Annotated in this window: 23 protein-coding genes; 14 read left to right on the top strand and 9 right to left on the bottom strand. The window is 59.9% G+C overall.

Features of this window, described 5'->3' with window-relative positions; translation table 11 throughout:
* Window positions 1–131: 131 nt before the first annotated feature.
* Window positions 132–479, bottom strand: a complete 348-nt coding sequence (locus tag M5B42_RS10665) for a hypothetical protein (RefSeq protein ID WP_248745775.1) — start codon at window positions 477–479, stop codon at window positions 132–134.
* Between the two features lie 630 nt (window positions 480–1,109).
* Here M5B42_RS10665 and M5B42_RS10670 point away from each other — a divergent pair.
* From M5B42_RS10670 to M5B42_RS10700, 7 genes are all read left to right on the top strand, one after another.
* Window positions 1,110–2,306: a colicin E3/pyocin S6 family cytotoxin gene (locus M5B42_RS10670; RefSeq protein WP_248745776.1), complete on the top strand. Its 1,197-nt coding sequence runs from the start codon at window positions 1,110–1,112 to the stop codon at window positions 2,304–2,306.
* Window positions 2,307–2,314: 8 nt separating this feature from the next.
* The gene (locus tag M5B42_RS10675; RefSeq protein ID WP_248745777.1) at window positions 2,315–2,557 is read left to right on the top strand and encodes a pyocin S6 family toxin immunity protein; all 243 of its coding nucleotides are present in this window, start codon (window positions 2,315–2,317) and stop codon (window positions 2,555–2,557) included.
* A 32-nt stretch (window positions 2,558–2,589) separates the two neighbouring features.
* Window positions 2,590–2,829, top strand: a complete 240-nt coding sequence (locus M5B42_RS10680) for a pyocin S6 family toxin immunity protein (RefSeq protein ID WP_248745778.1) — start codon at window positions 2,590–2,592, stop codon at window positions 2,827–2,829.
* Between the two features lie 135 nt (window positions 2,830–2,964).
* On the top strand, window positions 2,965–3,204 hold the full coding sequence (locus tag M5B42_RS10685) for a pyocin S6 family toxin immunity protein (protein WP_248745779.1): 240 nt from the start codon (window positions 2,965–2,967) through the stop codon (window positions 3,202–3,204).
* 120 nt (window positions 3,205–3,324) lie between these two features.
* Entirely contained in the window at window positions 3,325–3,495 is a 171-nt protein-coding gene (locus tag M5B42_RS10690; RefSeq protein WP_349292771.1) for a pyocin S6 family toxin immunity protein, read from the top strand.
* Window positions 3,496–3,576: 81 nt separating this feature from the next.
* On the top strand, window positions 3,577–3,867 hold the full coding sequence (locus M5B42_RS10695; protein WP_248745780.1) for a hypothetical protein: 291 nt from the start codon (window positions 3,577–3,579) through the stop codon (window positions 3,865–3,867).
* Between the two features lie 10 nt (window positions 3,868–3,877).
* Complete coding sequence (locus tag M5B42_RS10700) at window positions 3,878–4,159, top strand: pyocin S6 family toxin immunity protein (RefSeq protein ID WP_248745996.1); 282 nt, start codon at window positions 3,878–3,880, stop codon at window positions 4,157–4,159.
* Between the two features lie 36 nt (window positions 4,160–4,195).
* Here M5B42_RS10700 and M5B42_RS10705 read toward each other — a convergent pair whose 3' ends face one another.
* On the bottom strand, window positions 4,196–5,137 hold the full coding sequence (locus M5B42_RS10705) for a LysR family transcriptional regulator (protein WP_349292772.1): 942 nt from the start codon (window positions 5,135–5,137) through the stop codon (window positions 4,196–4,198).
* Window positions 5,138–5,235: 98 nt separating this feature from the next.
* On the opposite strand from M5B42_RS10705, the gene M5B42_RS10710 reads away from it, so the two are divergent.
* A complete protein-coding gene (locus M5B42_RS10710) occupies window positions 5,236–5,988 on the top strand; it encodes an SDR family oxidoreductase (protein ID WP_248745782.1) in 753 nt (250 codons plus the stop codon).
* Window positions 5,989–6,179: 191 nt separating this feature from the next.
* Here M5B42_RS10710 and M5B42_RS10715 read toward each other — a convergent pair whose 3' ends face one another.
* The 3 genes from M5B42_RS10715 to M5B42_RS10725 form a co-directional block, all read right to left on the bottom strand.
* Window positions 6,180–6,875: a tRNA (adenine(22)-N(1))-methyltransferase TrmK gene (locus tag M5B42_RS10715; RefSeq protein ID WP_283099735.1), complete on the bottom strand. Its 696-nt coding sequence runs from the start codon at window positions 6,873–6,875 to the stop codon at window positions 6,180–6,182.
* Window positions 6,876–7,011: 136 nt separating this feature from the next.
* On the bottom strand, window positions 7,012–7,485 hold the full coding sequence (locus M5B42_RS10720) for a hypothetical protein (protein WP_248745783.1): 474 nt from the start codon (window positions 7,483–7,485) through the stop codon (window positions 7,012–7,014).
* Entirely contained in the window at window positions 7,482–8,606 is a 1,125-nt protein-coding gene (locus tag M5B42_RS10725) for a saccharopine dehydrogenase NADP-binding domain-containing protein (RefSeq protein WP_349292773.1), read from the bottom strand. Before M5B42_RS10725 ends, M5B42_RS10720 begins: the two co-directional genes overlap by 4 nt.
* Window positions 8,607–8,755: 149 nt before the next feature.
* Here M5B42_RS10725 and M5B42_RS10730 point away from each other — a divergent pair, with 149 nt between their 5' ends.
* Window positions 8,756–9,190 (top strand): nuclear transport factor 2 family protein, encoded by a 435-nt coding sequence (locus tag M5B42_RS10730; protein WP_248745785.1) that lies wholly within the window; start codon window positions 8,756–8,758, stop codon window positions 9,188–9,190.
* Between the two features lie 11 nt (window positions 9,191–9,201).
* On the opposite strand, the gene M5B42_RS10735 is transcribed toward M5B42_RS10730, so the two are convergent.
* Window positions 9,202–10,599 carry an MFS transporter gene (locus M5B42_RS10735; protein ID WP_248745786.1) on the bottom strand — a complete coding sequence of 466 codons (1,398 nt, stop codon included), beginning with the start codon at window positions 10,597–10,599 and terminating at the stop codon, window positions 9,202–9,204.
* 96 nt (window positions 10,600–10,695) lie between these two features.
* Here M5B42_RS10735 and M5B42_RS10740 point away from each other — a divergent pair, with 96 nt between their 5' ends.
* Entirely contained in the window at window positions 10,696–11,571 is an 876-nt protein-coding gene (locus M5B42_RS10740; protein WP_177099229.1) for a LysR family transcriptional regulator, read from the top strand.
* A gap of 11 nt (window positions 11,572–11,582) precedes the next feature.
* Here M5B42_RS10740 and M5B42_RS10745 read toward each other — a convergent pair whose 3' ends face one another.
* On the bottom strand, window positions 11,583–12,455 hold the full coding sequence (locus M5B42_RS10745) for a helix-turn-helix transcriptional regulator (RefSeq protein WP_248745787.1): 873 nt from the start codon (window positions 12,453–12,455) through the stop codon (window positions 11,583–11,585).
* A gap of 327 nt (window positions 12,456–12,782) precedes the next feature.
* Complete coding sequence (locus M5B42_RS10750; protein WP_248745788.1) at window positions 12,783–13,832, bottom strand: LacI family DNA-binding transcriptional regulator; 1,050 nt, start codon at window positions 13,830–13,832, stop codon at window positions 12,783–12,785.
* Window positions 13,833–14,015: 183 nt separating this feature from the next.
* On the opposite strand from M5B42_RS10750, the gene M5B42_RS10755 reads away from it, so the two are divergent.
* The 4 genes from M5B42_RS10755 to M5B42_RS10770 are packed head-to-tail and all read left to right on the top strand — an operon-like array spanning window position 14,016 to window position 17,598.
* A complete protein-coding gene (locus M5B42_RS10755; RefSeq protein WP_248745789.1) occupies window positions 14,016–15,113 on the top strand; it encodes a fatty acid desaturase family protein in 1,098 nt (365 codons plus the stop codon).
* 42 nt (window positions 15,114–15,155) lie between these two features.
* Window positions 15,156–15,476, top strand: coding sequence for a MocE family 2Fe-2S type ferredoxin (locus M5B42_RS10760; RefSeq protein WP_103494329.1), 321 nt, complete (start codon window positions 15,156–15,158; stop codon window positions 15,474–15,476).
* An 18-nt stretch (window positions 15,477–15,494) separates the two neighbouring features.
* Entirely contained in the window at window positions 15,495–16,736 is a 1,242-nt protein-coding gene (locus M5B42_RS10765) for an FAD-dependent oxidoreductase (protein WP_248745790.1), read from the top strand.
* 1 nt (window position 16,737) lies between these two features.
* Entirely contained in the window at window positions 16,738–17,598 is an 861-nt protein-coding gene (locus tag M5B42_RS10770; RefSeq protein WP_177099224.1) for a sugar phosphate isomerase/epimerase, read from the top strand.
* A gap of 49 nt (window positions 17,599–17,647) precedes the next feature.
* On the opposite strand, the gene M5B42_RS10775 is transcribed toward M5B42_RS10770, so the two are convergent.
* Window positions 17,648–18,061 (bottom strand): MarR family transcriptional regulator, encoded by a 414-nt coding sequence (locus tag M5B42_RS10775; RefSeq protein ID WP_218171198.1) that lies wholly within the window; start codon window positions 18,059–18,061, stop codon window positions 17,648–17,650.
* Window positions 18,062–18,158: the final 97 nt, after the last annotated feature.

Raw genomic sequence — 18,158 nt, forward strand, 5'->3', positions numbered from 1 at the left:
GGCGATGGTTGATGAGATAATCAGGCGCAAAGACATCGGCCCAACAATGGTTTGGAAATGTGTCAGGCACCGGATGCTCTCGACCTGCAAACAGAAACGGGAAGCTAGCTTCCCGTTTTCACGTAGAGCCGTCAGCCGCCGATGCCGACTGTCTGCCCATCCAATACCGAGTCCATCCTCAGTTGCGCCAGCTCTATTAGATGCACCACACCCATCGCCACCTTGCGGTTTGAACCGGTTTGGTTGTCGGCGTGTTCATAGGCCGTGGCCGCAGCGGATTGCAGAATCGAGTAGACGTTGACCAGAGCGTCTTCCTGATTCCTGGGGTCAGGCAGATGACCATGCAACACAGTTTTTGGGGCGGCTTTCGAGCCTGCATCCGGACCGAGGTTGTAGTGAGACAAAGCCCGGTCGGCGATACGAGGGTCGATGGTTTCCACGTTGGGTGTTGCAGGTGGATTTGGGGTGATCTTGAACATAGAGTGGTTACTCCCGATCTGTTGAGGGAGCCGCCACATTCGCGACTAAACGAGGGGGTGGCAGCCGTACGCAGGTTAGTCGACCGGTGATCAGGAAACCCGGCGCACCGAAGTGCCCTGCGCACGACCACCATAAAACGGAGGCTGAAAAAAAGCGCCTCGTAGAAGGTGGCGCTGCGCGCCTGATCAAACCAGCGGGCGACTAAACCCGGTCACTGAATTGGCAGTGACGGAATGAAGACTAGCCGCCAGATCAGGCGCAAACAAGCGGCTGGGATTTTCTAGGAAACTTCACTCAATGGAAAGAGAGTTCTCTTGCGAGAGACTGAAATAACTGACCTCCGTGAGAGGTCACGAGCACCCTCTGACCGTCCTGCCAGATAGATGTGCTTCGCTCATTCATTTCGTAGGAAACCTGGACCGTGCTCAGCCAGGCACGGTAATCCACAGGGCCTGCTGGGTGAGGACGCTAAAAGCTTCGCGGGCAAGCGAGCGTCGACCGGCGGCTTGAAGTAGGACCAATCTGTAAGTACTGAAGGGCATTTTGTAAATGCTCTTCAGGGGCTTTATCGCCGTAAAAACTTCCTCCATGTTCCTTCGTACTCCGAACCAGTACGAAGGAACATGGGTTTGAAATGGAGCAACGATTTTTTCGGACGCGACAAAAAAGATTGTCTCTTCTGTCGGCCCGGCCAGCCATGCTCCTGGTGCAAGGAGCCTGACTGGCGGACCGAAAGCTGGGGCTGCTTCGGTGGTGTCGAACAGAAAGAACCCGCCCCGGCGCCTCCGGAGATCCCCCTCAAGAAGGATCCATGGCCGCAGCCGAAACCATCACAAGGCTCGATCTTTGCCAAGTCCTGTGACCCCGCAAACTGGTGCTGTACGGAGGCGGGCACGGCTACGGAACCGGCCTCCCATTTCGGCAAGGTCATGGTGTCGAAAACCAAGGCGATTCCCGCTGGAGCCGCCGTGCTTGGCGCGACGCTGGGAGCCGACGCGGCGCTGGGTCGAATCGCCGGAGGCGGCATCGTCCAACAGGGTTTCCGGTGGATGTTGCGTAGCGCCATGGTGGCCGGTGGTGGTGCCACGGTCTTTATCGCCGGCATGCTCCCCGCTCGCATGGGGGACGGGACCCTGTACAGCGACGACGAACTGCGGCAGATGGCGGCTGCGGCTTCCCGTGTGCGTTTCCAGTTTCGTCATGACGCTGAGGGGGCGTTGCAGCTCTACGGTATTCACACCGGGGCTTCCGGGGACGATAGCGTCCGTATTGTCAAAGCCCAATGGCGGGCCGACGGCCGCACGCTGGAAGCCCATCTGGGCGACGGCATCACCCTGCTCTGGACGCCCAACGGTGGCCCGCTGCTCACCCCCGAACTGACTTTCCCGGAACACACGGATGCGCCGATGGGCAGCATCCTTGTGCATCCCATTGAGGAAGGGGTGGATTCACAGATCGACGGTTATCCCGTCGCCGACGACGTTACCCTTGGCGACCGGATCATCACGTTCCCGCTCGATTCCGGGTTGAAGTCGATTTATGTGGTGTATTCGAAGCCGTTTGGGGGGGATCATTCTTATCATCAAGCGCCTAAGGGGTTGCTGGCTTTCCCTGATGCTACGAGGGTCAGAGTAAAAAGTGGCGTTCAGGGGGGAGGCAAAAAGCGTACTCGCTGGAAAGATCGTAAGGGACGTATTTACGAGTGGGATAGCCAGCACGGGGCGGTCGAAATGTATGACAGGCAGGGTAATCATCTTGGGGAATACAACCCAGAGACAGGTGAACAAACGAAACCGGCCAAGCCTGGTCGGAAAATAGAGAAGTAGGAGATTTTATGCATCTATACATAACTGGTTTCTTATCGGAAGATCATGAAGATGATTCGTTAAAATATGATCTCGATGTCGCCCCTGAGTTTGAACAGGCAGTCATGGATGTGTTGGGCTGGAAAAGCTTAGCGGAGGAAAGTGATGGGGAGCTACCGCTTACCAACCATCAGATTTTACAGATTGCTTCTGTTATCAAAGAGTCGCTACCCAGCGATTTGGACCTGTTTATTGGAGTGGTGAGAGATTAGGCTCTCTACACCGAAGTAGGAGAAAGGTCGTCATGTACCTATGTGTCAGTGGGTTTTTACCTGAAAGCACCTATGATGATTCGCTCAAATTTGAGCTTGATTTGGGCAGCTGTTTTAACGAGCAAGTCGTGCAGCTTCTCGGCCATAAAAACCTAAATGAAATGTCTGCAGCAGAATGGTTGCTGGATAAGGAACAGCTAGAGAAAATAGCTGAGCTTATCGGGCTGCCACTGCCAACTGATTTAAAGATGTTCATTGGTGTACTGGCTTAGGAGGGGCTGATTTTTTAAAGCGGGGCGGTCGAAATGTATGGCAGACAGGGTAGTCATCTTGGGGGGCAGCCCAGAGATAGGTGAACAAACAAAATCAGCCAATCTTGATCGAAGAGTCGAGAAGTAGGAATATTTATGTATCTGTGTATTAGTGGCTTTTTACCCGATAACGCCGATGATGATTCGCTCAAGTTCGAACTTGATCTGGATAGCAGATTTAACGAGAAAGTCATGCGGCTACTCGGTTATGAAAACCTGAATGTAATGGCGGAGGGTGAATGGCTACTGTCTGGGGAACAACTGGAGCAAATATCCGAACTCATTGGGCAATCGCTTCCAACTCACTTAAAGATGTTCATTGGGCTTGAGGAGTGACGGTTAGAGCTTGACTGGGGGGGCAGGCAGACCTGATGGAGCCGGCCGATACTGGCCAGCGGTAGGGTGGTCGCAGATACGGTGATCACCTAGCCGGAAAGTAGAGAAGTAGGAGAATTTATGTACCTGTGCATCACTGGCTTTTTGGTGGACAACTCTGTAGACAGCTCGCTGAAATATGAGTTGGATGTGTGCCCCGAGTTTGAACAGGCAGTCATGGAAGTGCTGGGTTGGAAAAGCCTTGCGGATGAATGTGATGGGGATTTACCGCTAACCAGTGACCAAGTCTAATAGATTGCTTTTGTTGTCAAAGAATCGTTGCCCGACAACCTTGATCTGTTCATCGGTGTAGTGGCTGGAGAGATAAATTAAGTGCCACGCACAACCCACACTGAAGCAGGGATAGGCAGTGATAGACTGGTTGATGACCTGAGATACGTAATTGAAGCATTCGATAAAGAAACCGAGTTGATAGTCTTTGAAATTGAGCTTCCTGACGACTGCGAGGAGCAATTATCAGCGGTCATGGCGTGGTCAGCTCCTCAGCGTGGAGATGAAGGCTACGATCTTAGTACCTCACAGTTGGATGCCATTGAAGCATTGGCGGGTAGAAGATTTTACGACCAACGCTATGTTTTTCAGCTGACCTGTGATGCCTTTTGAGTTATCGGTGATGCATTTGTGGATTAGCGGTTTTTTGGCAGGCGATAACGAGGATGACTCGTTGAAGTACTCCCTGACGGTTCAGCCCGATTTTGAGCAGGCAATAATGGGCGTTCTTGGCTGGGATGGGTTTGATAAAAGTCCTGACGGTGAATGGTTACTGACATCCGAGCAAGTGAGAGAAATTGCTGCCGTCAGGCTTATGATACGAAGCACGAGCTCAACCGAGAACCTGGCGAATGACAATGCATGCACTGACCAAGACGTCTTCCTGATGCCTGGGGTCAGGTAGAGGACCATGCAGCACATATCGGTCAGAAGCAGACATCTAAGCGTTTCGAACGATCTCGTCCCAGACCGTGGGGGTCGAGAAAAGCTCCTCGAGCAGCCCCACAAACGCTTTGACGTTGGGGCTGCCTCGTCGACTTTCCGGCCACAACGCCGTGATGGAAGCCCGGTCCACCGTAAACTCAGGAAAGAGCGGCGTTAATTCCCCACGAGCCACGTAGGGCGCCGCGACATAAGTTGGTGACATACCGATTCCGCCACCCGCTGCAACCACTGCCGCAACGGCATCGCTCGCATCGATGACGATGGCCGAGTCCGGCATCCACTCGATCAGTTTCCCATCCACATTGAACGGCCAGCGCAATGCCTGGCCGGAGCTTTGATAACGAAAGTTCACGCAGTCGTGGTGCGCCAGGTCGCTCAGTTCCAGCGGAGTGCCACGTCTGGCCAGGTAGGTCGGTGAAGCGAAAGCGGCTATCCTATGCGGCCCCAAGGCTTTCGAGATCAGCCGCGAGTCCGCCAGGTTGCCCACGCGTACCGCGACGTCGATGCCTTGCTCGATGATGTCCGCATACGGGTCGCCCAGGCGCAGGTCGATGGCCAGCTTTGGGTAACGCTCGCGAAATCTGGGAATGGCAGGCGCCAGGATGTTCAGGCCGATCGGCGGCGGCGCGGTGACCTTCAATATGCCGGAAGGCTCGGCCCGAGAGGCTACGGCGGCCTGATCGATCTCTTCCACCTCGCGCAAAATACGCAATGCCCGTTCGTACAAATCCCGTCCTTCCGGGGTCAGGGTGAGCGAGCGGGTGGTCCGGCTGAACAGCTTTAGTGCGAAGTGCTGTTCAAGGCGTTGCACGCTTTTGCTGATGGCTGACGGCGAGACAGACAAGTCGCGGGCCGCGGCGGTATAGCTGCCCAGGGAAGCGGCGCGGGCAAAGGCAATGAGACCGGTAAGGCGGTCCAACCCTATTTGTTCCTTCATAGCATGAGTAAAGCGACTTTTGCCCTAATTATCAATCTCGACCCAAGGCTTTAGCCTTTCTCCCATCGACGCCATCCGGGCGTTCAAGGAGATGGACCATGACGACTACACCGGCTCTCAATCAAGCTTTGCCCGCCAATCTGCATGGCCGTACCGTGGTGATTTTCGGGGGGACATCCGGCATCGGTTTGGCCGCGGCCATTCAAGCCAAGGCCGACGGCGCTCACGTGACCGTCATCGGTTCCGATGCCAACCGTGCCGAGCAGGCCGCCCGCGACAATGGCCTGGATGCCTGGTGCGCAGCCGATGTCACCGATAGCCAAGCCCTCTACGCTGCCCTGGCGGATATCCCGAAAGTAGATCATCTGGTGCTCCTTGCCGGCACGTATGTGGTGGGCAAGGTGCTGGATGCCGAGATTGACCATCTGCGCCAGGCATTTGAGGAACGTATGTGGGCGTCGGTGCATGCCATTCGAGCCCTGGGCGAACGCCTGGCGAAAGACGGTTCCATCACCTTTATCTCCGGGATGTTGTCGGAGCGACCCAATGCCCATGGCAGCGCTGTGTTGGCGGCTGCGTCAGCTGCGATGGAAGCGCTGGCTCGGGGTCTCGCCCTGGAATTGGCGCCGATCCGGGTCAACACGCTGTCACCCGGTCCGATCAATACCCCCATTTTCACTAAAGCACTGGGCGACGGGCGGGATGCGTTCGTGGCGGCGCTGGAACAGTCGCTGCCGTTGCATCGTCTGGGCACCGCAACAGAGGCGGGCGCTGCCGTTGTTTTCCTGATGAGCAACGGGTTTATGAACGGCGCCACCTTGAATATCGACGGCGGCGCCAGGCTGGTCTGAGCTCACTGGCTGCCGTCTACCAGTATGCGGCCGAACGGGGCGTGACGTTGCGTGCAGGTGATGGAGCCATGTGTGAACCCTTTGACGTTAAAGGTGCCGGTCACGTTGTGTCAGTGAGTTACTTCAATAAAGAGCTGACGTTCTCCCTTTGAGCTTCAGGACACATCAGTCATAGCGCGAGCTAAAGTCTCTCAAGCCAGCAGCTCGGTGATCCACCGGGCCTGCTGGGCGAGGTCCTGCACCTTCTCCTCCGGTACAGCCTGACGCGCGCGGGCGAAGCTGGTCAGAGTCTTCTGCTTCTCGCGCAACACGCGCTGCCACTTGGCCAGAAACACCGGGCTGCGTGCCTGCATCTGCAACGGGCCGAAGTACAGCTCCTCGGCGGTGTACATCACCGGTCCGGCGCGCTCGGCGACGATGATTTCGTAGTCGAAGCGGTTTTCCCGCAGCAGTTCCTCGCAGAGGATGCAGTAGCCATTTTCCATCAGCCATTGGCGCAGTGGCTGCTCGCCGCCGTTGGGCTGCAGGATCAGGCGTTCCCGGCCGCTCAGGTGTGCCTTGCCGCTCTCGAGAATATCGCGGATGGTTTCGCCGCCCATGCCGCAGATGCTGATCGCCGTGATTCCGTCTCCCGGCTCGATTGCCGTCAGGCCATTGGCCAGGCGCACGCTGATCCGCTGCTCCAGGTCATTTTCGCGCACGGTGCGTTCGGCCGCATGGAACGGCGTCAATGCCACTTCGCCGGCCACCGCCACCGCGATAACGCCACGACGCATCAACGCCACCGGCAGGTAGCCGTGATCCGAGCCGATATCGGCCAGGCGCGCACCTGCGGGCACATGCGCCGCCACACGCTCCAGGCGCATGGACAATGTCTGTTCGTTCAACGGCAACCCCTTTTCACCACGAGCATCCGGCACCTTTGGCCGGATCGGGGCGCGACTCTATCGAGCAATGCCGCGTATTTCAAATGCCGGCGACCAGGGCTATGGTTTCCGCTCGCCTCGGCTCGAAAGCCGACCTTCACACCCCACGCTCCTTGGTAACACCCCGCAGGTACGCCGCCATCGCCGCAAACCGTTGCCGGGTTTCCCATTCGAACACCCGGTTGACCAGCGGATCCAGCATCCACCCCAACCACCGTGGTCGCAGCCGGACGCTAAACGTATAAATCAGCTCCGAGGTTGCATCGTCAATATCACGGTGGCGCATTGAAGCCGCCCACCACTGAAAGCATCCAGCCGGTTCCACAATTACCGCTGCCGCCACTTGAGCAGGCCGGTAGTTAACAAACCGCGTACGCAACGCAAACAGACGTTTCCAACCACGCCCTTGGTTGATCGTGATCGCACCGATATAAGGGTGATTGCCCCCACCCTCGACCGCCGCATGGGACAGCAGCGTATCCCACTGCCGACGCACACTGTGGTTGTGAAAAGCTTCAAAAGCATCGGCGGCCGAGGAGGGCATGATCAGGCTGATTCGACGTTGCTTCATTGCGATTCCTCGACAATGGCAGACGTGAATTTCCAGCGTTGGAATTCAACCTCGAACTCTTCCAACTCCAGTAACCCCATGCACGGGAGCGCTCCCGTCAGGCGAAGTTCGTTCTTCGCCAACTTGCAGGCGAGCAGCACCGCCGCCATGCAGGGAATCTCCGGCCCGTTCCCGCCCGGTGCGGTTAATTGCCATGTCAAACATCCTTGTTTGCCACCCTCAAGCACCCCACGTACTTGAACCTTCATGGCACCCATGTCGCTGCCCAGCGGATCAAGTACCCGCGCGGACAGTGCGTCCAGCCGAGCCGCCCATCGATCGATCGGCAATGGCACGCCAAGCCGACGCAAGGCCGCTGCCAACCAGAGGCAGATATGCTGAATCCCCAGTTCCAGCGCCGCATGGAACTCGACATCGCGCACACCCGGGTATCGGGCAGGAAACAGGGCGAGGTCCGGCACATCGCACGACGCTCCCAGACGCGGGGCCAGGCCCACGAAGCTGAAGCGCCGGATATCCTGCCAACCGTATTGTTTGCGCCATGTGCCGCCATTCCAGCGCGCAAAGGCCAACCCGGCATAACCAAACACCGCCTTGATGGTGGCAATGCCGCGTGCGGCCTGTTGACCGGGGGCGATAACGGTCCTGATGCTGTCTACACGGGCAAAGGACTTGGCCAGGTGATCGACCACTGCGGACGACAACCCGGGCACGCTGCTGGCTCCCGAAATGGCAAGCACCCCAGCGGCTTTTGCCTGCGCGTCTACATTGGCTGAGAAGTGCTCGACAAAGTCCCGACCGTCCGCGAGGTCCAGGTAATGTGCGCCGGCAGCACAAGCCGCCTTTGCGACGCGATAGTCCTGGCCCTGAAAGGGGCCGGCACAGTGGATGACCAAACCCGGCGAAGCTTCGGCGAGACGGGCTTCAAAATCGATGGAATGGATATCAAGGGGGAGGGTGGTTACGGTCTGTCCGGAGCTGAACCTATGGACGCCCCCGCCAGTGCTGCGACTGGCTGCTATCACGGTCAAACCGGGCTCCTGTGCGAGGCGTTGGCAGATACGCGCTCCGAAGTTGCCCAAACCGCCGATTACAATAACGCGCATGACTATCCTTGACATAAGCTCTGATCGGCTAGGGTATAAGGCTGCACCGCACAGTTCAATGAAGGTCGAAGTCCCTCCGCAAATCCTCGATACCTTCAGGGCTCGCGGTGGTCCGCTGAACGTTGAATGCACTCCAGAACAATAACGATACCGAGGAACGCAAGATGTCCGAACTCAAGCTTCACCCGCAAGCCGCCGCGTCGCTGCAACACTGGCATGACATGGTCGCCCACGGCGACCTGGCCGCCTTGCCCGAACTGTTGGCGGCGGATGTGGTGTTCCGTTCTCCCATGGCGCATACCCCATACCCTGGAGTACTGGTGGTCTCGACCATCCTCGGTACGGTGATCCAGGTCTTTGAAAACTTCACCTATCACCGTGAGCTAGCTACGGCTGACGGCCTCAGCGTGGTGTTGGAATTCAGCGCCGAGGTGGCGGGGCGACAGCTCAAGGGCATCGACATGATTCGTTTCGACGAGACCGGCAAGATCGTCGAGTTCGAAGTCATGGTCCGCCCCATGAGCGCGCTGCAGGCACTCGGTGAGGAAATGGGGCGGCGTTTGGCACCCTACCTGGCGGCCGCGAAGGCCCAGGGCTGAAGTTCACGTCTTCAGGCGCCGGCACGACTACCGGCAAGGCGTTGAGCGGGGTTCTTTTTCAAGCCAAAGAACCCCGTAACAATGCTCACCGCCAGCAGTACCACGCAGGCAATCAGTGCCTGTTTCATGCCGAGCATAAACAGCGCTGGCTGCGAGTGCCGGACCAGGCCGCCAAATAGCGCTACGCCCATCACGCCCCCGACTTGTCGCGCCGCATTCAGCAGGCCGGAGGCGACGCCCGCACGGTTTGCAGGAACTGCCGTCAGTACCGCCTGGGTGATTGTTGGAATCACCAGTGCGATGCCACTGCCGGCAAGGAGCATCGGCACGACCAGAAGCGTGTAGGACTGTGCCGCCAGTGCGGGCAGCATCAGGGCGTAACCGCAGGCAGAAACCGTCAGTCCCGCCATCACCAGGACCCGCTCGCTCAGGCGCTCGGCGAGTCGCCCTGCGAGGATATTCATCAACATCAGCACCGCCATCATTGGCAGGAAGGCCAGGCCGGTGCGTTGCGGAGTCAATTGCCAGATCGACTGGAAGAGCAGGCTGAAGGTAAAGACCATTCCGTAGAACACCAGGTTGATGATCAAGCCGATGGCGGTCGTGCTACTGACTGTCCGATCCCGGAACAACTCCAGCGGCAGCATCGCATCGGGGTTGCGCGCCTCCAGCCAGAGAAAGGCGCCGCTGAAGGCGATGCACAACCCCATCACGCCCAGGACAGTCGGACTGGACCAACCCAGTTCGGTGGCTTCGGTCAGGGCCAGGGTCAGCGTTCCCAGCGCAAGTAAACCGGTCACTTGTCCGGGTAGATCAAGGCTGCGTCCGTGCTGCGCTACAGAGGCGGGAGCATGACGCGCGGTCAGCCAGAGACCGATCAGACCGATGGGCAGGTTGATCAGGAAAATGCTGCGCCATCCCCAGCTCTCTATCAGCACGCCGCCGAGCACCGGTCCCGCGGCCAAGGCGATACCACCACCCGCGCCCCACCAGCCGATGGCCCGGCTGCGGGCAACCGGGTCCTCGAAAACCTGGCGCAGCAATGACAGCGAAGTGGGCACCAGCAGCGCGGCACCCAATCCCTGCACCACTCGCCAACCGATCAGGGCGGCCAGGGATGTCGCCAGGCCGCAGCCGACAGAGGCAAGGCTGAACAAGGTGAATCCCGCCATAAACACGCGCTTGGCGCCAAAGCGATCCCCCAGCGCCCCGGCCAGCAGCAGTGAAGAGGCGAATACCAAGCCGTAGGCGTTGACCACCCATTGCAGGTCTAGGACGTTGGCGCCGAATGCCAGGCGGAGCGCATCGAGAGCGACATTGACGACGCTGACATCGATCAGCACGACGACAAATCCGAGGCAGGTGGCCACCTGGGTTAAACCGGGGCGCGAGCGGATCGGGCTGGGCATGGGAGCTTCCTTCACATGGAAAGCCTCTAGCGTACGGACGGTCCTTCTGTTCGAATACTCCATAAACCTGCACAGTTAACCGGAGAAAATGCACCGATGTTTGACTGGGAAAACTTGCGTTATTTCATCGCCGTGGCCCAGACCGGGAGCCTTTCCGCAGCGGCACGGCAACTGAAAGTCGACCACGCCACGGTTGGTCGACGTCTGGGCGCGTTGGAAACCGAGTTGCAAGTGCGTCTGGTCGACCGCTTGCCGCGCGCCTGCCGGCTCACGGCCCTGGGCCGGCAGGTGTTCGAGTTGGCCACGCAGATGGAGGCGAGTGCCTTCGCCGTGGAGCGCGTAACGCGCGCCGAACAGCCGTCGATGACGGGGAGGGTGACCCTGAGTGTTCCCCCTGTGCTCGCCAGCAATTTCTTCGCCCGACACTTGGGGGTATTTCGTCAGCAGTACCCGGGCATCCAGTTGTCGATTGCCAGCCAGGTACAGAGCGTCTCGCTGGGACGGCGCGAGGCGGACATTGCGGTACGGCTGTTCCGCCCGAGCGAGCCGCGCAATGTCACGCGAAGATTGGGCCGGATGCCCTTCGGGCTGTACGCCAGCTGTGACTACCCGCATGCACGGCAACCGGATGATTGGGGCTTCATTATCTATGACCCACAGTATGCGGATATGCCCCATCAGAAATGGATGCTGACGGTCGCTGCTCATCGACCGATCGTCTGTGAAGTCAGCGACCTCAGTACGCAGAAAGTGGCGGCGCTCACGGGGATCGGTGTGGCTGGCCTGCCGCTCTTCATGGGCGAGGAGGAGCCTGGCCTGCAACGATTGCCGTTCGAGGGTGAGGCTTTCCATCGCGACATATGGCTGGTCGTGCACGCCGATCTGCGTAATTCGCCGATGATTCGAGCGGTTATCGACTTCATCGTCGACGCAATGAAGCAGATGTTCGAGATTGAGGTGAGCGATGAGTAGGGATGCCGGGCTCACCCATAGTGATCCTTTCGTGTCCCGGCCTTGGCCTCCGGTGCGGCAGGCATATCTTCTGCAACCGCGGATACATGCTTCGCCCGGCTGGGCACAAACGCCATCCAGCGCGTCAAGCCATGCCGGCCACTGACCCCCAGTTTGGTGGTGGCGCGCTTGAGGTAGGTTTCCACCGAGCTGTTCTTGACGTTCAGGCGCTGGGCCATTTCCGATACGGTGATACCGGTCAGCAGGCCCAGGCAAACCTCTTGCTCGCGCGCGGAAAGGTTGACCGCATCCTGCGCCAGCCTTCCGCTGAAGGCCTGATGCAGGGACTCCAGCTCCGAGTCGGCCTGCGTGGTGCCGGTCCATCGTGTTCCGGGTTGGGCCAGCAGCTGTGCACGGTGCGCCACCAGCGGTAGCAACGTATCGGAGAGGCTCTTGAGCAGCGTCAACTCAGCCACGGAGAACGCCCGCAAACTCGCCAGGCGATGGACGCAGATGACCCAGCGCAGATCGCCACTGCCCGACACCAGATGGCACTGGTGAGTGCTGCGCCGTGGGTGTTGCGGGCTCGGCGGTGTCTTGAGCTGGATCAGCAATGGCGCCTCCATCTCCATGACGCTTTGCAGCAGCGGATGGGGCAGCGTGTCCGGCGCGCAAAGGTCGTGGGGCTGGCCGGCGCTGCCGAGGCATTTGCTCGGGCCGATACGGGTCCGGTCCGCATCCAGGGTCCATTCGCTGAGGTCCAGTCCGTGAATCGGCACCAGGCTGTTGACGAACGCCAGCATATGCTCGGCAAAGGCGTCCTCGGCGGCGCTGGAAACCAGTTCGCCCAGGCGCAGGTAAAGGTACGGATCGTGGCCGTGGGTGAGGTCGTGCGTCAGCTTCATGCTGTTATCTTCCCTGATAGTGATTGTTCGAAAAGTAGCTCCATGCTGGGGGCGCCGTTATCAGTCGATGATATCCGACATTCAATCTCAAGGTTTTATCCTACGTCTGTACTGGGAAATAGGGACGCAAGCTGTAGGCTTTTCAGGTGGAGGGAAACCCTGGCAAACCCCCTATGGCCATTGGCCTTTATGGCTGTCGAAGCCTTCTGCGCAAGGGTTGTCCGGGGCGGCCTTTCAGTCGTTGTCGGGGTTTCAAGGGACAGACAGGGGCGGCAGGCTGCTGTCTAATAGGCGGTTCATCAGCCTGCAAGAAGGATCTTGTTCCAATCAGCCTCGAGCATTCTCCGAGGTCATGATCTGCAAGGGCACATGGATGCGCTGGCGAAGCGGATCGAAGTCCGGCCGGGTTTGCAGCTCCACCATCAGTTCGATCAGGGCCTGTGCCAACAGCGGCGGCTGTGAGTCGATTACCAGGCTGATCAGGCCTTGCTCCAGTGCTTGTCGCGAACGTTCGGTGGACTCCGGCAGGATGCTGCACAAGGTCGGTGGCCGGGGTTGTTGCGCGAGGGCACTGATGATCCCGTCGCCACCGCCGCCGACCACGCACAGGCCGCGCAGATCGTCATGGCGCGCCAGCAGGTCCAGGGCGACCTCCTCGGTGAGATCGTTATTGTCCAGGTTGATCACTGCCTCGAGCATTTTCAGCCCCGGCGCGTGCTGTGCCAGATAGCTGCGCAGCCCGTCGATGCGGGCCTGGTGCCCGAGAAAGCGGTGCCCGCCCAGCAGCGCGGCGACGCTTCCCCGGCGCGCGCCGCAGGTGTGCGCCACCAGCCAGCCCATGGTGCGTCCCACCTCGTGATTGTCCTGGCCGACATAAGGCTCCTGTGCGGCTTCGTCGATATCCGAGAGCAGCGCGACCACGGGTACGCCGGCGGCACGGATCTGGGCGATGCAGGCGTTGATCAATGGGTGGGCGAAGCTGACCACCGCCAGGCTGTCGCATTGCACCGCGAGTTGTTCGATCTGGGCCACGATGGCACTGGGGCTGCGATCGAAGACGTAGTCGAACTGGCAGCTCAGGTTGGCGTCGGGCTGGCGTTGCGCCGCTGCGTTGATCGCCGCTGCAAGGTTGCCGTAGAAGGCCTGGGCGGTGCCGAGCAGGAGAATGCCGAAACGGTAGCTGGGACGTCGTTCGCGGATGCGTTGGCCGATCAGCCGGGCGGCGAAATAGCCGACGGCTTCGGCCGCCTGGAACACCCGCTCAGCGGTTTGCGGGTTGACCGGGGCGCGGGCATTGAGCACTCGGTCGACGGTCGCGACACTCAGGCCGGCCTGTTCGGCGACGGTGGCGATGGTGGGGCGTACACGCGAGTTCATGGCAGGCCTCAGGAGTGCCTTGATAGAAAACTATCAAGCGCTACAGGGACCGGATGATAGCTTGATAGGGAATGAGTGCAAGGGATTGAGGAGCATTTCCCGGCTCCCTATATTTTCCTCCAGCGATGTGATCCCACATCCAGGCAAGCGCCTGAAATCACCCAGCTTGCGGAGAATAAGAAGATGCCCGAACCAAGCGCGACCTTTACCCATGCCCCCCGAGCTTCATCCCGTGATTATCGCCTGACCGGCCCCGAAGCTGCCCGCGCGGTGGAAAAGGGCCTGGCCTCGGGCCAATGGTATCAATCGCCGATACCGCGTAAACATCTCAAGGAACTGATGCAACGTCGCGACGGCCCGGCCTTGCGCGACACTGCGATCTGGCTGCTGGCACTGGTTGCGACGGGCTGGGGCGGCTACTGGTTCTGGGGTTCCTACCTGTGCATTCCGTTCTTCTTCGCCTATGGCGTGCTCTACGGCACGGCCGCCAATCCCCGTTGGCACGAAGCCGGTCATGGTACCGCCTTCAAGACCCGTTGGATGAACGATGCGGTCTATCAACTGGCGAGTTTCATGATCATGTTCGAGCCCCATGTCTGGCGCTGGAGCCATGCCCGGCATCACACCGATACCATCGTCGTCGGCCGTGATCCGGAGATCGTCGAGCCACGGCCGCCCAGCCTGGCGAAGATGTTCCTCAGCCTGTTTGCCCTGCCTCATGCCTACAAAACGTGGTGTTCGGTGGTGCGGCATGCCCTGGGACGGATGGACTCTCAGGAGAAGACCTTCATTCCCGAATCCGAGTGGCCCAAGGTGATTGCCTGTGCCCGTATCTGGCTGGTCATCTACGGCCTGACCGTGGGGGCTGCGTTGTACCTGCAGAGTGTGTTGCCCCTGATGTTCATCGGCTTGCCGACCCTGTACGGCGGCTGGCTGTCCTACCTGTTCGGCCTCTCGCAACACGTGGGGTTGGCCGAGGACACCCTGGACCACCGCAGCAATTGCCGCACGATCCATATGAATCTGCTGCTGCGTTTTATCTACCTGAACATGAACTATCACCTCGAGCACCATATGTACCCGATGGTGCCGTACCACGCCTTGCCACAGTTGCACGAGGCGATCCGCAACGATTGTCCGCCGCCTTACAGCAGCCTGTTCGCGGCGCTCAGGGAGGTTCTCCCGACGATCTGGCGCCAGCGCAAGGACCCGGGTTATTTCATTCAGCGGCCGGTCCCGCAGCCTGCACAGGCTCCAGCCCGGGCCTTGGCCACCAGCTGACACCGGCCCCTTCCTTCATTCAGAACAACAAGAGAGATGGTCATGACAGATCAATGGATCGACGTATGCGCCGTGGACGATATCGATGAAGAAGATGTCATCCGCTTCGACCATGCCCAGCATAGCTATGCGGTCTACCGTTCGGCCGAGAGCGAGTTTTTCGCCACCGACGGCCTGTGCACCCACGAGTCCATTCACCTGGCCGATGGCCTGGTGATGGAGCATGTCATCGAATGCCCCAAGCACAATGGGCGCTTCGATTACCGCTCCGGCAAGGCCTTGGGGGCGCCGGTGTGCGTCAACCTCAAGACCTACCCGGTGCGGGTCGAGGCGGGCCGGGTGTTGTTGGCCATTGCCCACTGAGCGGAGGGCGGTTCTGTCATGAATATTGGCAACGCTCCACTGGTCATCGTCGGCGCCGGACATGCGGGCGGCCGGGCCGCCTTGACCCTGCGCGACGAAGGTTACTCCGGACGCCTGATCCTGATCGGCGATGAAGCCCATCCGCCCTACGAGCGTCCGCCGCTGTCCAAGGGCCTGCTGCTGGGAGCCCAGGCCCTGGGCGATTACAGCTTGAGCGACCGTTCGCAATTGGCCGGGCTGGAGATCGAGCACTTGTCGGGCACCACCGTGCAACACCTGGATACCCAGGGGCATCGATTGCAACTGGCCGACGGTGGCTGGCTGCCCTATGGCCGTCTGCTGCTGACCACCGGCGGTCGGGCGCGGCGGCTGCCCAATGTTCCCGAACACTGGCGCAATGTGCTTTACCTGCGGACCCACGATGAAGCTATGGCCTTGCGTGAGGGCTTACGTCCGGAGACACGGCTGGTGATTGTCGGCGGTGGATTTATCGGGCTTGAAGTCGCGGCCAGCGCCCGGGCCCTTGGCTGCCACGTGACTCTGCTCGAAGCCGGTCCAAGACTGGCCGGGCGGGTACTTCCCCAGCGCTTGTCCGAGGCTTTGCTGGCGTTGCATCGAAGCCAGGGCGTGGAGGTTCGTCTGGGGGTGGTGATCGAGGCGGTGGAGGGCGGCGAGCAGGCCGAGGCGGTGCGTCTGGTGGATGGCCGGCGCTTGCCTTGTGATCTGCTGCTGGTGGGCATCGGCATGCAACCCAATATTGAACTGGCCAGGGCTGCGGGTCTTGAAGTGGGGCAGGGGATTCGGGTCGATGCGCAATTGTGCAGCAGCGCACCGGATGTCTTCGCCGCCGGGGATGTCTGCGAGTTCCGCCTGCATCCGCAAGGGGCTTTTCAGCGCCAGGAAACCTGGCGTAACGCCGAGGCCCAGGGCCGTCATGCCGCGCTCAATCTGCTGGGCGCCGAGTTGCCCTTCGAGATGATTCCCGGTTTCTGGTCCGATCAGTACGACTGGGGACTGCAGACCGTCGGGGTGATTACCGGTAGCGAACCGAGTGTCAGCCGGACGCTTCCAGGGGGCGCTTTCCTGTTGTTCTACCTCGATGCAGAGCGGCGTTTGCAAGGGGCCTGCGCGTGGGGGCCGGGCAACAGCGTCGCCAAGGACATCAAGTTGTGCGAGCGCCTGATTGCCACTCGAGCTCCCCTGGATGCGCACCTTCTGGCCGATCCCGGCGTGCCTCTCAAACCCTTGCTGCGGAGTTGATATGCGTGAATTTCTGGTGTTTCAGTCCTTGTGGGCGATGCTCGATCACCGTGGCCAATGCGAGCAACCCCTGGAGGCGCAACTGGAGCGAATTGCCGTCGCCGGCTTTGATGGGGTTACCGATCATTTCTGGATCGGGCCACACGCGGCACGCCTGAGCGCCGCCGCCCGGGGGCTTGGTTTGCAGATCGAAGGCCAGGCCTTTCCACGCACGGTGGATGACTTGGCGGCGGCGCTGGAGGTTGCCAGCCGCCATGGCTGCCATCACCTCACCTTGCAGGCGGACGTGCGCCCGCGAACCCTGTCCCAGGCGGTCCACCTGATCGAGGGCTGGCAACGGTTGGCCGAGCAGGTGGATTTTCCGATTCTCCTGGAAACCCATCGTTACCGACTGACCAGTGACCTGTTGTTCACCCTCGACCTGCTCGCCGAGATGCCGGATCTCCAATTGCTGGCTGATCTGTCCCACTATGTCGTTGGTCGCGAACTACCGGAGCCGGCCGCTGCCGAGGACGACCAGCAGATCCGGACGATCCTGCACCACAGTTGGGGCTTCCATGGTCGCGTGGCCAGTTGCGAGCAGGTCCAGGTGCCCTTGGGTTTTGCCCAGCATCAACCTTGGCTGGAGCGCTTCCTGGGTTGGTGGCGCTATGGGATCGAGGATTGGCTGAGCCGTCCGAATACCCCGGCCAGCCTGTCCTTCACTTGTGAGCTGGGGCCACCGCCGTACGCCATTACCGGAGCCGATGGCCTGGAGATCAGTAACCGTTGGGACGAGGCGCTGATGCTCAAGGAGCAGATACGTCGGGTGTGGAATGACAGCCTCCAGCCTCGGCACAATGCCCGTCGGCTCAACCTGTGAACCGGTGACAGCCAGGTAATCCGCCAGTCATTGTTTTGCGCTGACTCGATCAGTCGGCGCTCACCGAGTCAGCCGAACCATCCCCCTTGAGCTCATCGGCAAACCGGCGCATCAGGCGCACCAGGTCATCCACATCCTGGTCGTCCCAGGTTGCGAAAATGGCCTGCCCAAGCCTTTCACGTGCTTCATCGATCCGATCGGTCATCACCTTGCCTTTCTCGGTGATGACCGTTTCACGGACGCGGCGGTCGTTCGCGTTCGCCTGGCGGTCGACCAGGGCGAGGCTTTCCAGTTTCGCCACCTGCCGGCTGACCGTGGTGTAGTCGCGTCCCACGCGATCAGCCAACTCGACAACGCCGATAGGGCCTAGCCGTTCAACCAGGACCAGCAGCGGGAACAGTGCACCTTCGAGGGAGATACCGGCTTCTCGAACCATCGCTTCGTCACGCTGCGGGCGGTTCATAACGCCCACAATCTCGACCAATGCCCCATGAAGCTCACGAATCCGAGTATTGATATGTGTATTTTGCACATTTTTTGTTGACACTATTTTCCCTCCG

Origin of the sequence: Pseudomonas sp. MWU12-2037, from assembly GCF_023242345.1 — a bacterium.
Classification (GTDB): Bacteria; Pseudomonadota; Gammaproteobacteria; order Pseudomonadales; family Pseudomonadaceae; genus Aquipseudomonas; species Aquipseudomonas gingeri_D.

What these genes read in the sequence shown, in the direction of transcription:
- M5B42_RS10665 (WP_248745775.1), bottom strand. Translation starts at nt 479, where the DNA reads ATGTTCAAGATCACCCCAAATCCACCTGCAACACCCAACGTGGAAACC.
- M5B42_RS10675 (WP_248745777.1), top strand. Translation starts at nt 2,315, where the DNA reads ATGCATCTATACATAACTGGTTTCTTATCGGAAGATCATGAAGATGAT.
- M5B42_RS10680 (WP_248745778.1), top strand. Translation starts at nt 2,590, where the DNA reads ATGTACCTATGTGTCAGTGGGTTTTTACCTGAAAGCACCTATGATGAT.
- M5B42_RS10685 (WP_248745779.1), top strand. Translation starts at nt 2,965, where the DNA reads ATGTATCTGTGTATTAGTGGCTTTTTACCCGATAACGCCGATGATGAT.
- M5B42_RS10690 (WP_349292771.1), top strand. Translation starts at nt 3,325, where the DNA reads ATGTACCTGTGCATCACTGGCTTTTTGGTGGACAACTCTGTAGACAGC.
- M5B42_RS10700 (WP_248745996.1), top strand. Translation starts at nt 3,878, where the DNA reads ATGCATTTGTGGATTAGCGGTTTTTTGGCAGGCGATAACGAGGATGAC.
- M5B42_RS10705 (WP_349292772.1), bottom strand. Translation starts at nt 5,137, where the DNA reads ATGAAGGAACAAATAGGGTTGGACCGCCTTACCGGTCTCATTGCCTTT.
- M5B42_RS10710 (WP_248745782.1), top strand. Translation starts at nt 5,236, where the DNA reads ATGACGACTACACCGGCTCTCAATCAAGCTTTGCCCGCCAATCTGCAT.
- M5B42_RS10720 (WP_248745783.1), bottom strand. Translation starts at nt 7,485, where the DNA reads ATGAAGCAACGTCGAATCAGCCTGATCATGCCCTCCTCGGCCGCCGAT.
- M5B42_RS10725 (WP_349292773.1), bottom strand. Translation starts at nt 8,606, where the DNA reads ATGTCAAGGATAGTCATGCGCGTTATTGTAATCGGCGGTTTGGGCAAC.
- M5B42_RS10730 (WP_248745785.1), top strand. Translation starts at nt 8,756, where the DNA reads ATGTCCGAACTCAAGCTTCACCCGCAAGCCGCCGCGTCGCTGCAACAC.
- M5B42_RS10735 (WP_248745786.1), bottom strand. Translation starts at nt 10,599, where the DNA reads ATGCCCAGCCCGATCCGCTCGCGCCCCGGTTTAACCCAGGTGGCCACC.
- M5B42_RS10740 (WP_177099229.1), top strand. Translation starts at nt 10,696, where the DNA reads ATGTTTGACTGGGAAAACTTGCGTTATTTCATCGCCGTGGCCCAGACC.
- M5B42_RS10745 (WP_248745787.1), bottom strand. Translation starts at nt 12,455, where the DNA reads ATGAAGCTGACGCACGACCTCACCCACGGCCACGATCCGTACCTTTAC.
- M5B42_RS10750 (WP_248745788.1), bottom strand. Translation starts at nt 13,832, where the DNA reads ATGAACTCGCGTGTACGCCCCACCATCGCCACCGTCGCCGAACAGGCC.
- M5B42_RS10755 (WP_248745789.1), top strand. Translation starts at nt 14,016, where the DNA reads ATGCCCGAACCAAGCGCGACCTTTACCCATGCCCCCCGAGCTTCATCC.
- M5B42_RS10760 (WP_103494329.1), top strand. Translation starts at nt 15,156, where the DNA reads ATGACAGATCAATGGATCGACGTATGCGCCGTGGACGATATCGATGAA.
- M5B42_RS10765 (WP_248745790.1), top strand. Translation starts at nt 15,495, where the DNA reads ATGAATATTGGCAACGCTCCACTGGTCATCGTCGGCGCCGGACATGCG.
- M5B42_RS10770 (WP_177099224.1), top strand. Translation starts at nt 16,738, where the DNA reads ATGCGTGAATTTCTGGTGTTTCAGTCCTTGTGGGCGATGCTCGATCAC.
- M5B42_RS10775 (WP_218171198.1), bottom strand. Translation starts at nt 18,061, where the DNA reads ATGAACCGCCCGCAGCGTGACGAAGCGATGGTTCGAGAAGCCGGTATC.